12 protein-coding genes and 2 CRISPR repeat arrays (1 of these 14 cut by a window edge) are annotated in these 15,622 nt (G+C 60.8%); all 12 genes read left to right on the top strand.

The features are described from left to right. Window positions 1-1,647: a CRISPR direct-repeat array (repeat unit 29 nt; unit sequence GTGTTCCCCGCGTAAGCGGGGATGAACCG); it reaches 1,008 nt to the left of the window's first position. Window positions 1,648-1,824: 177 nt separating this feature from the next. The 12 genes from CDO44_RS13620 to CDO44_RS13565 all read left to right on the top strand — a co-directional run bounded on the left by CDO44_RS13620 (window position 1,825) and on the right by CDO44_RS13565 (window position 15,590). Continuing rightward, window positions 1,825-2,115: a nucleotidyltransferase family protein gene (locus tag CDO44_RS13620; RefSeq protein WP_087780757.1), complete on the top strand. Its 291-nt coding sequence runs from the start codon at window positions 1,825-1,827 to the stop codon at window positions 2,113-2,115. Then, the gene (locus CDO44_RS13615) at window positions 2,112-2,465 is read left to right on the top strand and encodes a DUF86 domain-containing protein (RefSeq protein WP_087780756.1); all 354 of its coding nucleotides are present in this window, start codon (window positions 2,112-2,114) and stop codon (window positions 2,463-2,465) included. The genes CDO44_RS13620 and CDO44_RS13615 overlap by 4 nt, the downstream gene beginning before the upstream one ends. Window positions 2,466-2,759: 294 nt before the next feature. Then, complete coding sequence (locus CDO44_RS13610) at window positions 2,760-5,516, top strand: CRISPR-associated helicase/endonuclease Cas3 (RefSeq protein WP_087780755.1); 2,757 nt, start codon at window positions 2,760-2,762, stop codon at window positions 5,514-5,516. Between the two features lie 209 nt (window positions 5,517-5,725). After that, window positions 5,726-7,327, top strand: coding sequence for a type I-E CRISPR-associated protein Cse1/CasA (casA, locus tag CDO44_RS13605; protein ID WP_144389521.1), 1,602 nt, complete (start codon window positions 5,726-5,728; stop codon window positions 7,325-7,327). A gap of 24 nt (window positions 7,328-7,351) precedes the next feature. Further along, window positions 7,352-7,855 carry a type I-E CRISPR-associated protein Cse2/CasB gene (casB, locus tag CDO44_RS13600; protein ID WP_087780753.1) on the top strand — a complete coding sequence of 168 codons (504 nt, stop codon included), beginning with the start codon at window positions 7,352-7,354 and terminating at the stop codon, window positions 7,853-7,855. A gap of 52 nt (window positions 7,856-7,907) precedes the next feature. Next, complete coding sequence (cas7e, locus tag CDO44_RS13595; protein ID WP_087780752.1) at window positions 7,908-9,005, top strand: type I-E CRISPR-associated protein Cas7/Cse4/CasC; 1,098 nt, start codon at window positions 7,908-7,910, stop codon at window positions 9,003-9,005. Window positions 9,006-9,008: 3 nt separating this feature from the next. Then, complete coding sequence (gene cas5e / locus CDO44_RS13590; protein WP_087780751.1) at window positions 9,009-9,722, top strand: type I-E CRISPR-associated protein Cas5/CasD; 714 nt, start codon at window positions 9,009-9,011, stop codon at window positions 9,720-9,722. Between the two features lies 1 nt (window position 9,723). After that, on the top strand, window positions 9,724-10,383 hold the full coding sequence (gene cas6e / locus CDO44_RS13585) for a type I-E CRISPR-associated protein Cas6/Cse3/CasE (RefSeq protein ID WP_087780750.1): 660 nt from the start codon (window positions 9,724-9,726) through the stop codon (window positions 10,381-10,383). A 69-nt stretch (window positions 10,384-10,452) separates the two neighbouring features. Next, window positions 10,453-11,340, top strand: coding sequence for a type I-E CRISPR-associated endonuclease Cas1e (cas1e, locus tag CDO44_RS13580; RefSeq protein WP_087780749.1), 888 nt, complete (start codon window positions 10,453-10,455; stop codon window positions 11,338-11,340). Continuing rightward, complete coding sequence (gene cas2e, locus CDO44_RS13575) at window positions 11,340-11,639, top strand: type I-E CRISPR-associated endoribonuclease Cas2e (protein ID WP_087780748.1); 300 nt, start codon at window positions 11,340-11,342, stop codon at window positions 11,637-11,639. Before cas1e ends, cas2e begins: the two co-directional genes overlap by 1 nt. A 63-nt stretch (window positions 11,640-11,702) precedes the next feature. Further along, a CRISPR array of direct repeats spans window positions 11,703-13,750; the repeat unit is 29 nt; unit sequence GTGTTCCCCGCGGGAGCGGGGATGAACCG. Between the two features lie 656 nt (window positions 13,751-14,406). Beyond that, window positions 14,407-15,024: a TIGR00730 family Rossman fold protein gene (locus tag CDO44_RS13570; RefSeq protein ID WP_087780782.1), complete on the top strand. Its 618-nt coding sequence runs from the start codon at window positions 14,407-14,409 to the stop codon at window positions 15,022-15,024. A 155-nt stretch (window positions 15,025-15,179) separates the two neighbouring features. Next, window positions 15,180-15,590, top strand: a complete 411-nt coding sequence (locus CDO44_RS13565) for a DUF3830 family protein (protein WP_087780747.1) — start codon at window positions 15,180-15,182, stop codon at window positions 15,588-15,590. Window positions 15,591-15,622 lie beyond the last annotated feature (32 nt).

The raw sequence follows: 15,622 nt of genomic DNA, 5'->3' as shown, positions 1-15,622 counted from the left end.
GTCAACAAGCTGATGCAGCAGCCGGAGATGTGTTCCCCGCGTAAGCGGGGATGAACCGCGGCCGTTCCTCGCCATCGATGATCAGCGCGCGTGTTCCCCGCGTAAGCGGGGATGAACCGTCGTTTCGTGGCGGAATGATCCCGGCGCTTGGGTGTTCCCCGCGTAAGCGGGGATGAACCGGGACATGCCCGCGCACGTCAACGCGGGAACGGGTGTTCCCCGCGTAAGCGGGGATGAACCGGGCGTAGGCTTCGCCTAATCGGGAAATGATAGGTGTTCCCCGCGTAAGCGGGGATGAACCGGCGGACAGCAGGAAGTCGCGGAACTCCTTGTCGTGTTCCCCGCGTAAGCGGGGATGAACCGATTCACCCTGACCAACGCAACGAGATGGACATGTGTTCCCCGCGTAAGCGGGGATGAACCGCCGACGCCGTGCCCCATCGCATGCATAGCTAGGTGTTCCCCGCGTAAGCGGGGATGAACCGCCTATACGGCTTGCTCGTGGATTGGCGCCAGCGTGTTCCCCGCGTAAGCGGGGATGAACCGCCATGCAAGCGCAATGTGCAGCGCCATGAGTGAGTGTTCCCCGCGTAAGCGGGGATGAACCGCCATGCGCAATTGCGAGAAATACCGCGATTCCGTGTTCCCCGCGTAAGCGGGGATGAACCGCCCTCACAACGATGTCAGCGAAACTGAGCAACGTGTTCCCCGCGTAAGCGGGGATGAACCGCCGAAAACGTATGGATGGACGGCGCTACGCGCGTGTTCCCCGCGTAAGCGGGGATGAACCGAAGACGTCAACACGCGTCAATCGAACAGTCCCGTGTTCCCCGCGTAAGCGGGGATGAACCGCGGGAACTCGAATTCAAAGAGTCCTTCGACGCGTGTTCCCCGCGTAAGCGGGGATGAACCGCCTCTTTCTTTTCCACCATCGCGACCGCACTGGTGTTCCCCGCGTAAGCGGGGATGAACCGTGACTTTTGAGCATGCCGATTTGACGGCAGGCGTGTTCCCCGCGTAAGCGGGGATGAACCAGGCGGCCAGCGAACGGCCGCTTGTTACGCCATCGTGTTCCCCGCGTAAGCGGGGATGAACCGGGATGCGCAGCCGATATGACTGGCCTGCCGGTGTGTTCCCCGCGTAAGCGGGGATGAACCGTATCGGCTCCTGAACCGCTGGACGATGTTGTCGTGTTCCCCGCGTAAGCGGGGATGAACCGCGATCCGAATAGGCGAGCAGGACGCGCTAGCAGTGTTCCCCGCGTAAGCGGGGATGAACCGCTTCAGGACAACGCCGTCACGGTGCCAGTTAGGTGTTCCCCGCGTAAGCGGGGATGAACCGCTGACGGCGAGTTCCTCCGCGGCGTTCACCCAGTGTTCCCCGCGTAAGCGGGGATGAACCGACGAGGCGACCACGCGCCTTATCGCGGTAGATGTGTTCCCCGCGTAAGCGGGGATGAACCGCAGCAAGCGAAAGCGGATGCCGGAATGCGCAGGTGTTCCCCGCGTAAGCGGGGATGAACCGTAGCGTTCAGGCAGTGGCACGCCTTCTTCAATTGTGTTCCCCGCGTAAGCGGGGATGAACCGACCTTTCGTTCCCCTCAGCACCATGGGATCCAGTGTTCCCCGCGTAACCGGGGATGAATCGCTCGGTCTGTCGAAAGCGTGGTGTAATCAAACATGCAACTGAGCGGCTTCGCAACACCAAAAGTGCCGCCAGCATCTGCGACCAAACGAAGTGAGCGGCGTAACCTTCGGAGGCCGGCTTCCGTCTTGTCGGATACTACAATATAACTGCCCTCGCAATGATCTCTGGAGGACGACCATGCGACCATCCGAAATTCTTGCATTGAAACGAAGCGCGGTACGCGAAGCGGCAGCTCGTTTCAAGACAGCGAATCCACGCGTCTTTGGTTCGGTTCTACACGGTACTGATCAGGACGGCAGCGATCTCGACATCTTGGTCGATGCTCTGCCCGGCGCTACATTGTTCGACCTCGGCGGCCTCCAGGACGAATTGGAAACGCTGCTGGGGGTGCATGTCGACTTGCTCACGCCGGGCGATTTGCCCATGAAGTTTCGGGCCAAGGTTCTTGCGGAAGCCCAACCCGTATGAATCGCCTTACTGATTATCTCGATCACATGCACCAAGCCGCCGTCAATGCGTGCGTCTTCACCGAGGGCATGTCCAAAGACGAGTTTCTGACGGACCGGCGAACGCAGCAGGCGGTTGTAATGAGCCTCATCATCATCGGAGAGGCTGTTACGAAAATCATAGACAACCATGCCAGCTTTGCCGCAGCCCATCCCGACGTACCTTGGCGCAATATGCGTGCGATGCGTAATCGCATGGCGCATGGCTACTTCGATATCGATCTCGGCATTGTGTGGGACACCGTGAAGCTGGCCTTGCCCACACTACTGCTGCAGCTAGGAAACCTGCGCGACGAAGCTGGCGAACAATGATTCAGAATACGGGAGCCAGGTCCGTTTGCGCCGGTAGTTCAAGCGGCAGCACAAAGTTCTCCTGCTCCGAACGCTAGCTCGCTACGCTAGGTTTCTCACTCTGCACGCGCTCAATCACTTCAGTTGCATTGGGTTGCCTGGTACAGATCAAATCCGGGCCATGCGGCCGAATAGCTCCGTGTCTCTTCTTGATCAGGCGTTTCGCCATCATTGTTGTCAGCGGGATAACCCGATTTGTATCCATAGTTGTCAAAATGTTATGTTGACGAAAAGCCATCAACGGATCTGCGAGCTATGGCTGGCTTATCGTCGAGATATTGGGGAAAAGCGAGGCCGTTGAAAGACGGCCTGATTGGTTGGCACCTCCTGCCCTACCACTGCCTGGATGTGGCGGCCTGCGGCGTCGCATATCTTGGGCGTGCTTCTTCGCTTCGTCGCATGCTTTGCGACCGCCTGGGTATGGTCGCCGGCCAGCTTGAGCGATGGCTGGCTTTCTGGCTTGCGCTACACGACTTGGGCAAGTTCTCCACTGCCTTTCAAGGGCAGCGCAACGACATCCTGCTGACGCTTCAACAGCGCGAAAGCCGTCATGGCTATTCGATCCGGCACGATACTTTGGGGTTAGTCTACTGGACTGCCGTGCTGGAAGACCAGGCAGTTGACGAAGGTTGGTTCGGGCCTGATAGCCGGTCTCTGCTGCCTGCCATCGATCATTGGGTACGCGCAGTGACTGGCCATCATGGTCAACCGCCCTCGGAAAATGAGGAGCATCCCTGGCCTCACTTCGTGGATCCGGATGACCATCGCGCTATTCGCGAGTTCGTTGGCTATATGCGGGAGCTGTTTCTTGCTGACATGGACTGGCAGGCTCCTTGTTTCGCCGATGCCCAGGCGTTCGAGGATGCCAGTCGTGAACTGTCTTGGTGGATAGCCGGACTGGCGGTGCTTGCAGATTGGGTCGGTTCCAACCAGGAATATTTCCCCTACCGCGACGACGAGGTGCTATGCAATGTCTACTGGGAATGGGCAAAAGAACGGGCTAGCGCAGCCTGCGAGGCAATCGGTGTCTTACCTGTCGGCACCCGCCGGCGTGTCACTTTTGCGGAATTGTTCCCAGAGCTGACGGAGCCATCTCCGTTGCAAGCTTGGGCAAGCGACGTCCCCTTAACCGACAGCCCACAGATTCATCTATTGGAGGACGTCACCGGAGCAGGCAAGACCGAAGCAGCCATGATGCTGACCCATCGGATGATGGGTGCAGGCGTTGTGGACGGTTTCTTCATCGGCCTGCCTACGATGGCCACGGCCAATGCCATGTATGGCCGCATGAGCCATTTCTACGCCCGTCTGTTCGATGGCTTGGCCAGTCTGGTCCTGGCCAACGGTCAGCGCGAGTTGGTTGAATCGTTTGCCAGTTCCGTCCTGCGCGCCGGGCCTGCGGAAATGGACCGGGATCAGGAGGACGAAACGGCGTCGGCCCGTTGCACCGCGTGGTTGGCCGATCACAATAAACGGGCCTTGTTGGCGCCGGCCGGCGTAGGCACCATAGACCAGGCCTTGATGGCGGTTTTGCAGGGCAAGCATCAATCATTGCGATTGCTGGGGCTGTTTCGCAAGGTGTTGATCGTTGACGAGGTCCATGCTTGCGATGCCTATATGCAGGGCATTCTGGAGTGTCTGCTGCAAGCTCACGCGTCGGCAGGTGGTAGCGCAATCCTGCTTTCGGCTACGATGCCGGAGCGCATGAAGCGCGCGTTGCTGACCGCGTTCGCGCAAGGCTGTCGCCGGCCCGCACCGAATCTTCCTGCCCAGACGGACTATCCATTGATCACCAGTTGGAGTGCCGCTCGGCCGCAGGTGGAGGCCCGCCGCGTTGATACCAGGGCCGACGTCAGCCGAACTGTGCAGATACGCTACGTGTCGGATATCAACGAAGTCGTTGCGGGAGTACGCAAGGCGCTGGCCGACGGGCGTTGCGTTTGCTGGATACGCAATACGGTCGCCGATGCCATGGCGGCCTACGCGCTGTTTGCCAACAAGTTGGAAGCAGAGCAGCTCATGCTTTTCCATGCCCGGTTCACGCTGCGCGATCGGCTGGATATGGAGGCTCGCATTCTGGACCACTTCGGCGTGCGTAGCACCTCCGGGCAGCGCCGCGGGCGACTGGTTATTGCCACGCAGGTTGCAGAACAATCCCTGGATGCAGACTGGGACTGGATGATCAGCGACCTGGCCCCGATCGATCGTCTTATTCAGCGGGCAGGTCGTTTGCAACGTCACCGACGAGATGCCCTGGGCAATCGCCTTGCCTGCGCCTCGGATTCGGATGGACGGGATCCACCCTGCCTATGGGTGCTGGGTCCCGCCTGGACCGAGCAGCCCGATGCGACCTGGTTCAAGGATGCCTGTCCAAAGTCCTTTAAGGTCTATCGCGATCCTGGGCAACTGTGGCTGACGGCTCGCTTCATGCAGGAAGGGCAGCTATGCATGCCTGCCGATGCGCGGCGACTCATCGAGGGGGTCTTCGCGGACGATGTGGATCTACCCGCAGGGCTGCAGCGTGCGTCCAATGCAGTCAGAGGCGAAGAGAGTAGTGAAGCATCCCACGCATACAGAAACACCATCAAGCTGGACGTCGGGTATGTGTGGCGGGGCGAGCAATGGTGGTCAGATGCACAAACCCCGACTCGCCTGGGTGAGGCCAGTACGAGCGTGGTGCTGTGTCGATGGAACGGCGAACGGCTGTTGCCCTGGGCGCTGCATGAACAGCTTCGGCATGCATGGGCCTATAGCACGATAAGAGTGCCCGAGCGATTGATTGCTGAAGCGGTACCTCCGAGTGATCCGCGATGTTTACAAGCGTGGGAGGAAGCCAAGTTGACGCTGCCGGATCAGGGGAAATGGTCGGTGTTGCTGCCCTTGGCGGAAGTCAGTCAGGGGTGGGTGGGAAAGGCGCTGGGAAGAAGAGGGGATGGGGCGTTGGAGTTGCGGCAGTGGATGTATGACGCAGGGTTCGGGCTGCTGCAGCGTCCGGTTGAATCGGGTGGGTGAGGGAAGGGACAGAGCCCCTTCCCTCGGACTTGCGACCCCAATGTCTTGGGGAACCTTGTTTCCGCAATCAACACGTGCGGTTCATCCCCACTGGGGAGTGGTGCAAGTATCGCATCTTCCATGCTAGGGTTTTTAACTAGGATCAATACGTGCTTAACAGATAAAAAACGGGGTACGATTAATTCATTCTCAATAATGGGGGACGTCCAGTGTCACTGCTTACCGATGCATGGATGCCCGTTCGCGATCATTCCGGGGCGCGTCGCTGGATCTCCCCCGCAGACTTGGCGGATCCGGAACTGCTTGCCTTTGACGCGAATCGGGCCGATTTCAATGGAGCCCTGGCCCAATTCGCCATTGGCCTGCTATCAACTCATGCGCCGCTGAGCAACGCGCGCGACTGGGAACGGTGGTTTACCACTCCGCCCGACGCCAGCACGCTGCAATCGTGGTGGAAGGGCAGCGTTGACTATTTCACCTACGACGGCAATGGCGCGCGGTTCATGCAAGATGCCGCGCTGACGGCGAAAGCCGACTTCAGCATCTCCGGTCTGTTGATCGACTCTCCAGGAGAGAACGCCATCAAGAACAACAGCGACCACTTCGTCAAGCGTGGCCGCATCGAGCGTCTGTGTCCTCACTGCGCGGTAACCGCTCTGTTTACGCTCCAGGTCAATGCTCCGGCAGGTGGAGCCGGACACCGTACGGGTTTGCGAGGTGGCGGACCGCTGACCACATTGTTGGCGTGCCAACCTGCCAAGTCGCTGTGGCACGATCTTTGGTTGAACGTTATCGAATCGCCGGAGCGGGAGGCGCATGGAGGCGACGTCAGGAAGACGGCCCCACATTTCACCTTTCCGTGGTTGGCGGCTGTCGACGCTATTCAGCCTGACCAGGGGCAAACGAGTCCCATTCAGACTCATCCTTTGCATATCTATTGGTCCACGCCTCGGCGCATCCGATTGGACTTCGATCAAACTGTCGAAGGTGATTGCGACATCTGCCATCGACATCACGTCAGGTTGCTATCCCAGTACGCAACGGCGCCATATGGGCTCAATTACAAGGGGCCCTGGGATCACGTGCTATCGCCCTATTACCAGGTCAAGGGAGAATGGCTGCCCCTACACCCACAGCCGGGGGGATTTGGGTATCGCCATTGGTTGCCCTGGCTGGTAGGCGTAACCGACGAGAAAGCAGCCCAGCGTCCAGCCCGCGTGGTGACGCATTTCCGAACCAGTCGCAGGACGCGGCATGCGGGCCCCGTTCCCAGCCTGTGGGCGTTCGGCTACGACATGGACAACATGAAAGCCAGGTGCTGGTATGAGGCCCGACTGCCTGTGTACAACCTCGACGATTACAGCCCCGCCAATGTCAAGCGTCTGCAGTCCGTATTGCAAAGCTGGCTGGCGGGAGCCAAAGACAGTGCATACGCATTACGCAATGCAGTCAAGGCCGCCTGGTTCGGAGGTGAAGCCCGGGGGGACTACAGCGCCGTGGATGCCGCATTCTGGACTGACACCGAGGCGGAATTCTACAAGCTGTTGCAACGCTTGATCGATGTCATGCATGTGAGGCCGAGCGATTCAGAGTTGGAGGTCTTGAGCCAATCATGGTTGAAAACACTGCAGCGTACCAACATGGCGCTATTCGAAAACGTATTTGTCGGCGCAGGGGAAATAGACCGCAGTAACCCCCGTCGTGTCGCCAAGGCCCGCGAGTTCCTGCGCGCCACCATGATGGGCGACAAGTTGAAGAAAACACTGAACCTGCCTGTCGAACAAGTATCCAGGAAAAAGCAGGCAGCTTAGAACACAGCAAGAGCAGGAGGATCCATGTCTTTGACTCTGACCCCCGACAGCCCTGGCGGACTATCCATTCGGCGTTGGCTGGCGTACATGGACGAACACGACAAGGGGGGGCGAGCGCAGTTGCGTCGGGCTTCTTCCGTGCTCGATGCCGTTATGTGTCCGGCGGTGCATCGTTTGCGCCAACAACTGAACGAACTCGAGCCAGGAGCGTTCGATGAGTGGAAGGGGGACCGTCTGGCCATGGCTTGCGCGCTGATGTCTCATTTGAAGCAGTCCACCGGCCGTCTTGCCATGCCCTTGGCCATGAGCGAACGAACCCCTGGCTCCGATCGCAACGCCGTCAGCGAATTGCGTTTTCGTCGTCTGCTCGACGCACACAACGACGAAGCTTTGTTTACAGGGCTGCGACGGGTCCTGCCCTTGATTGACGGCTTGGTCTGCCCGATTCAACTCACCCGAGATGTCGTCTTCTGGGGCGACAAAGTGAAGCGTGACTGGGCCTATGGCTACTACCGCTGGCCCAACTGACGCCTGGCGCATTTGCTCACCTATTCCCTTTAGCGTTGCACCGAGGAATCCCATGTCCGACTTCATTCAATTGCACGTCTTGACCCACTACGCTCCAGCCAATCTGAACCGCGACGATACCGGCCGCCCCAAGACGGCGCTGATGGGGGGGGCCTTACGGTTGCGCGTGTCATCGCAGAGTCTCAAGCGTGCCTGGCGTACTTCCGATCTGTTCGAGACCGCCGTTGGCGATCATCTGGGTAAACGCACCCGGCTTCTGGGAAAGGATGTGTACGACGCCATGCTTGCCCAGGGGCTGGATGCGCAAAAGGCCTTGGAGTGGGCGCGCCAGATCGCTGCGGCTTTCGGTTCTCTGGAAGTGGAAAAACCGGAGTCGAAAAAGAAAAAAACCGATGACGAAGGACTGTCCGATCAAGACTTGAAGAAGCTGCTTCAGATCAAAGAGATCGTGCATGTCTCGCCCGCCGAACATCAGGCGGCATTGCGATTGGCCGCGAGCTGCGTTCAACGCGGCAAGGGGCCTGAATCCGATGAGCTCAAGCTGCTCAGCAAGGATGCCACCGCGGTGGACGTGTCCATGTTTGGCCGCATGCTTGCCAGTGCCAACGAGTTCAACGTGGACGCGGCAGTGCAAGTCGCGCACGCCTTTACCGTCCATCGGGCGGAAGTCGAGGATGATTACTTCAGCGCTGTGGACGATCTGGACAACGATACCGGCGCAGGCCACATAGGCGAGCGCGGTTATGGCGCTGGCCTGTTCTACCTGTATGTCTGCGTGAACCGGACATTGCTGCAGGAGAACCTCAAGGGTGACCAGGAACTGGCCCGGCGGGCGCTGGCGTCCTTGCTGGAAACCATCTGCAAGGTAAGCCCCACCGGCATGCAGAACAGCTACGCTTCGCGAGCATATGCCGCCTATGTGTTGGCCGAAAAAGGCACTCAGCAGCCGCGTAGTCTGTCACAAGCTTTCTTACGGCCCGTGCGAGGTAGCGACGACAAGTCGATGCTGACCGAGGCCATTGAAGCGTTGACGGCACAGCGTGCAAATTTCGACAAGATATATGGCGCCTGCTCGGATGCCAGCCAGGCCTTCGATGCCGATGCGGGCACGGGTTCATTGCAATCCCTGATCGATTTCGTACGGGACTGAGCCATGCAGTACCTGGTCTTTCAACTGCAAGGCGCCATGGCTTCCTGGGGAGAGTCGGCTGTGGGCGAATACCGGGGGACACATGATCTTCCCACTGCGTCTGCGCTTGCCGGTCTGCTGTGTGCAGCCATGGGGCTGCGGCGTGATCAGGAAGAGGCCATCCAGGCGGTTCACCGGCATTATTTGTTGGCGGTTGGCGTATATGCCTCTGGTCCGATGCTGCGCGATTACCATACCGCGCAAGTTGCGCCACGCAGTCTGCTGAAAGGGACTCGCCATGCTACCCGCAAGGATGAGCTGGCATTTCCCAGGTCTCAGTTGAGCACCATCTTGTCCGCCCGCGATCATCTACAAGACGTCAGGTATCGCATTGCCGTCCAGGCCGGCCAAGACGCCCCTTATTCGCTGGAGGCCTTGCGCCAGGCCTTGCTGACACCGGTTTTTGTCCCTTACCTGGGACGCAAATCCTGCCCGCTGGAAGCTCCCATGGCACCTTGCCTGATCGAGGTCGATGACGTCCTTTCCGCGTTGTCCCGTTATCCGTACGCTGCCGAGGTGCCGTCCAGTCGCCCCACCAAGTTGACCTGGTGTGATGGTATGACGCCCGGCATCGAGTCGAGCCTGACCATTCGCCAACGTGACCGGCTGATTCACCGCGGCGCCTGGCAATACGGCGAACGTACGCAGCACGTCGCCATGCTGCCGCAGGGGGCCTGACATGCACTTCAGTGTGATTACGCCTACCCCTGGCTCGGAGCACGAGGCCGTGCGCCAGCTGTTGCCGGGCGCCTACGCTGAACATCAATGGCTATGGCGCTTCTTCCCCTCTGAAGCGGGTACGACTCGAGACCACATCTTCCGCCGGGCGGACCAGGGACCGGCCATGCGTTTCTATGTCGTATCCAAACGGCCTCCTGTCGCCTTTAGTGACGCGTGGTCCGTGCGTACACGGCCCTATGCTCCCCGGCTGCAAAATGGCGATGAATTGGAGTTCGAGCTGCGTGCCAACCCGGTGGTTACGCGCCGGCACGATGACGGCAAGAGTCGGCGCCACGACGTGGTCATGGACGCCAAGACGCGTGCGAAGGCGGAGGGATCTAAACCCGCAACCGGCTATTCCTTGGTGCGATCGGCGTGCACGGCCTGGCTCAGCCAGCAGGGGGAACAACATGGTTTTAAGGTAGACCAGGCCAGCCTGTCCGTCGATGGGTATACCCAGCATGTGGCCAAGGAAGACCAACTTCGCTTCAGCTCCGTGGATTTCCGCGGAGGACTCCGAGTGACCGACCAGGATGCCTTCGCAGCGATGCTGGTTTCGGGGTTGGGACATGCCAAGGCCTTCGGATGCGGCCTGATGCTTGTTCGTAGGCCTGTGTGACGGGGTATAGCGGAAGAAGCGTCGAGCATGGCCGGCAATCATCTACTTCCTCCCCTCAAGCCATTGCCCATGAAAGATCGTATTTCGATGATCTTTGTTCAGTATGGGCAAATCGACGTACTGGACGGGGCGTTCGTCCTTATTGACAAGACGGGGGTGCGCAAACACATTCCCGTGGGTTCGGTGGCTTGCATCATGCTCGAGCCGGGGACGCGCATTTCGCATGCGGCGGTCAATCTTGCGGCGACCGTTGGCACGCTGCTGGTCTGGGTAGGCGAATCAGGTGTTCGCTTGTATTCGAGCGGTCAACCGGGCGGAGCAAGAGCCGACCGCCTGCTATACCAGGCCAAACTCGCCTTGGACGATGACTTGCGCTTGAAAGTGGTACGTAAGATGTACGAGGTGAGGTTCGGCGAGCCGGCTCCCGCCCGGCGCAGTGTCGATCAGTTGCGCGGCATCGAGGGAGCCCGCGTGCGTAGTACATACAAACTATTGGCCCAACAGTTCAAGGTGAACTGGCAATCCCGCAACTACGATCGCCAGCAATGGGATGCCGCGGATATCCCCAATCGTTGCCTGTCTGCGGCGACGGCCTGTCTCTATGGCATTACCGAGGCTGCCGTGCTGGCGGCGGGCTATGCTCCGGCCGTGGGTTTCATACATACGGGCAAGCCGCTGTCTTTCGTCTACGACATCGCCGATCTGTACAAATTCGAGACCGTGGTCCCCCTGGCTTTTCGCATAGCTGCGAAGTCTCCGGAAGCGCCTGAGCGCGAAGTGCGATTGGCCTGCCGGGACTTGTTTCGATCGGACAAGCTGCTTGGACGAATCATTCCCTTGATCGAGGATGTATTGGCCGCTGGCGGGATTCAGCCGCCCGAAGCGCCGCCGGAGTCGGTGCCGCCCGCCATCCCAAACCCTGATAGCGACGGCGATGTCGGGCATCGGAGCCGATAATGAGCTTCCTTGTGGTTGTCACGGAAAATGTTCCCCCAAGGCTGCGAGGGCGATTGGCCATTTGGTTGCTCGAGGTCCGGTCCGGTGTCTATATAGGAGACGTTTCGCGACGCACGAGGGAAATGATCTGGCAACAGCTCGACGCGGGTCACGAAGACGGCAACGTCGTAATGGCCTGGGCAAGCAATAGTGAATCTGGCTACGACTTTCAGACATTGGGGACAAACCGTCGGGAGCCGATCGATTACGATGGGTTGAGGCTGGTTGCGTTCTTGCCCCCAGAGGGTCAGGCTCTTTAACAAAAAGTTGGTAGATTCTTGTGGTCCGATTTTTTCTTTTGAAAACAATCGGTTAGGTTTGGTGTGTTCCCCGCGGGAGCGGGGATGAACCGATCGCCGGCCACTACCTGTCCGCCCTGATTAAGTGTTCCCCGCGGGAGCGGGGATGAACCGGTAGTTGGGGTAGGCGTATTGTCGATGCTACCGTGTTCCCCGCGGGAGCGGGGATGAACCGGCCGCCGCTACTGTGCAGGCGACCGTGCAGGCGTGTTCCCCGCGGGAGCGGGGATGAACCGGCGATCCGCGATGTTGCTAGATACCGGGTATCCGTGTTCCCCGCGGGAGCGGGGATGAACCGCTTCGCCGCCCAGGGCTGAAATCAGGTCTTCGGTGTTCCCCGCGGGAGCGGGGATGAACCGCAGGTCGAGCGAGCGGGTGGTGATCTCGCCGGGTGTTCCCCGCGGGAGCGGGGATGAACCGACGTTCGATGCTGTTGCTAGATACCGGGTATCGTGTTCCCCGCGGGAGCGGGGATGAACCGCTGGTAGGCGAAACCGTCCGAGAGGACGATTGGTGTTCCCCGCGGGAGCGGGGATGAACCAGACAGGAAAAAGCCCGGCTTCGCCACTTGCGACGTGTTCCCCGCGGGAGCGGGGATGAACCGGGCGCCTGGGGCCAGGTAACGAGGGCGGCGCCGTGTTCCCCGCGGGAGCGGGGATGAACCGGCCCGCCACGGCGTTTTTTCGGCCTTGCCTAGGTGTTCCCCGCGGGAGCGGGGATGAACCGCTGCTGCGCGGTGCACAACGCGCCGGCGTACAGTGTTCCCCGCGGGAGCGGGGATGAACCGCCCCTGGCCAGCCTCGCGCGGATGCTGCGCCAGTGTTCCCCGCGGGAGCGGGGATGAACCGTTCGTTCGCGGCGGCCGGGGAAGCGCGAAATCGTGTTCCCCGCGGGAGCGGGGATGAACCGTCTTCAATGTCCTGGGTGAAAATGTCAGAGGCGTGTTCCCCGCGGGAGCGGGGATGAACCGCTCGAAACGATAAGCGCGGAAATTCGCGACAAGTGTTCCCCGCGGGAGCGGGGATGAACCGCAGTGACGCCCCTCTACAGAAGCTTCTGGACGAGTGTTCCCCGCGGGAGCGGGGATGAACCGCCCGGTATAGTTCTCCGTTGTAGCGGAATACCGTGTTCCCCGCGGGAGCGGGGATGAACCGAAGTTGCGTGCCCTTCCTGTCGAATTGAGGAAGTGTTCCCCGCGGGAGCGGGGATGAACCGATGGCTAAGAAGCGGGCGCAGATCGACTTCACGTGTTCCCCGCGGGAGCGGGGATGAACCGTTACGGCGGCGGGACACGGCTCGCGCTTGGCAGTGTTCCCCGCGGGAGCGGGGATGAACCACACTGAAAGCACACGCACACTCGGTGCACGCCGTGTTCCCCGCGGGAGCGGGGATGAACCGCGTCCGGAGATGCGGCTGTCGCTGGCAATGCGGTGTTCCCCGCGGGAGCGGGGATGAACCGTAACCTTCGTCCGATCCGACGAGACCGCCTGCGTGTTCCCCGCGGGAGCGGGGATGAACCAGCAGTTGCTCGTTTCAAGACGGCGAACCCGCGCGTGTTCCCCGCGGGAGCGGGGATGAACCGGCGAGGAATTGCAGTTCGACGTCTTCGTTGTTGTGTTCCCCGCGGGAGCGGGGATGAACCGCCGTGGTACATGCACACCCAGTCGGCGCCTTTCGTGTTCCCCGCGGGAGCGGGGATGAACCGCGCCAGGCCTTCGTCTTGGCTGGTCCGGGCCAGTGTTCCCCGCGGGAGCGGGGATGAACCGCGGAATGATGGCATCCGCGTTGCCGGACAACCCGTGTTCCCCGCGGGAGCGGGGATGAACCGGCGCAGGATCTGACTGCCTACGAGCGCCTCATGTGTTCCCCGCGGGAGCGGGGATGAACCGCTTTCGGCAGCGCTCAAGGTACGACTCTTCAGGTGTTCCCCGCGGGAGCGGGGATGAACCGCGCCCGGAACTTCGCCTATCGCTTGCCATGCGGTGTTCCCCGCGGGAGCGGGGATGAACCGGTAGTCCAGATCAACGGAAAGTGGGTATCCACGTGTTCCCCGCGTAAGCGGGGATGAACCGCCGATTGTCACGTTCGATACCGAACCGGCATTCGTGTTCCCAGCGGTAGCGAGGATGGGAGATGCACGAGCGTGCCACCCACGATCTGCGCTGTGTGCAAATAGGTCTGGGGGAATGAAGCTGAGGATACAGGGTTGAGTCTATGTCTATGGACATAGGGGTGACCTCAGCCTCTATACCTCCTACATCATCAGTTCTGTCGGCAACAATACCTGGGGCGTGATCCCTTCCTCTCTGACTTGGCGGCCGTGGCGTTATGAGTTTAAGCGGGGTGCTGTCGAGCGAGACGGAGGGACCGGTGGTCTCGCCTGTCGTCATGGTCGACCAAGCGCATTGCCGCCTGCCACGTGCACCCCGCCACAGGCGGCCAAGAGTTCTGTCAGGCTGACTGCGCAGGAGGTTCGGAAGGTCTTGAGCTGGAACGCTCGACGCAGCGAGAAATCCAGGGGATGGAGGGGTAGGGGTTCGCTCGTCATTCTTGGAGTGAGAGGGGGCGGGTGCGGAGCGCTGCCATCCGGCATGCCTGGCGTTAAGGGAAGTGGTTCTAGCGCAACCCGGCGCTGCCGCTCGAAACTGCGTTTACACTTTCACGCTTCGGCAGCGGGGAATCGAAGGTCTTACGATCAACTGGCGTGCCGGCGATGAGGATCTTTTTCATGAATAGCACTGTGCGTGCACTAGGCAAGGTCGCGGTTTTCTGCGGCTCGAATTTCGGCTTTTCCGACGAGTACGCGCAAGCCGCGCGGCGGCTGGGCGCGCAGATCGCCGCCCGCGGCCTGACGCTGGTCTACGGCGGCACCCACAAGGGCTTGATGGGTATCATGGCCGACACGGTGCTGGAGGCCGGCGGGCAGGCGGTGGGCATCATCAACCGCCGGCTGCATGATCGCGGTCACCTGCATCCCGGGCTGACGTCGCACGAGATCGTGCTCGACATGCGGGCGCGCAAGGCGCGCATGGCCGAATTGGCCGATGCCTTCATCGCCATGCCGGGCGGGCTGGGTACGTTCGAAGAATTGTTTGAGGCGGCCACGCTTACCCAGCTGGGAGACCACACCAAGGCCTGCGGGGTCCTGAACGTGCGCGGCTTCTACGAGCCCATGCGGGCCATGCTGAGCCATGCCGTGCAGGAGGGATTCATGAAGCCCGAACATCGCGACATGATCGTCATCGAAGCGGATCCGGGCGCGCTGCTCGACGGGCTGGCGGCCTGGAAAGCGCCGACCGTCACGAAGTGGATCGGCGACCCCGACCCTGCGCCGGCGGGACTCTAGCGTAAACAGGTCTTGGCTGCGCGCCGCGCTTGAGCACGGCGCGCATTTGATTAAACTTGACGTGCCGTGCCGCCTTCCCGCGGCGTCCGTGGCCCGCCACGCGGCCGTTGTTCCACTCCCGGGCCGGCCCCGGCCTCCACCTTTCGCAGACAACCATGACAAGAATCCGCATCCGCGCCGCCGAATACACTTTGATCGCCGAAACCAATCCGGATGCCCCCGAGACCGTGGCCGCATTCCTGAAGCTGCTGCCCTACAAGCAGAAGATCATCCACGTGCGCTGGAGCGGCGAGGGCTGCTGGATCCCGCTGGGAGAGTTCAAGCTCGGCGTGGGCTTCGAGAACCACACCAGCCATCCCTCGGTGGGCGACATCCTGTTCTATCCCGGCGGCTACAGCGAGACCGAGATCATCCTTGCGTACGGCAGCTGCATGTTCGCCAGCAAGATGGGGCAACTGGCCGGCAACCACTTCCTGACCGTCGTCGAGGGCAAGGAAAACCTTCGCGCGCTGGGCGTGAAGACGCTGTGGGAAGGGGCGCAGGACATCGTGTTCGAGCTGGCATAGCCAGGGCAGGTTTGCCGGCTTCCTGGCGGAGC

The organism is Pigmentiphaga sp. NML080357, from assembly GCF_002188465.1.
Lineage (GTDB): Bacteria > Pseudomonadota > Gammaproteobacteria > Burkholderiales > Burkholderiaceae_B > Pigmentiphaga.
This window is presented reverse-complemented; position numbering and strand designations above follow the sequence as displayed.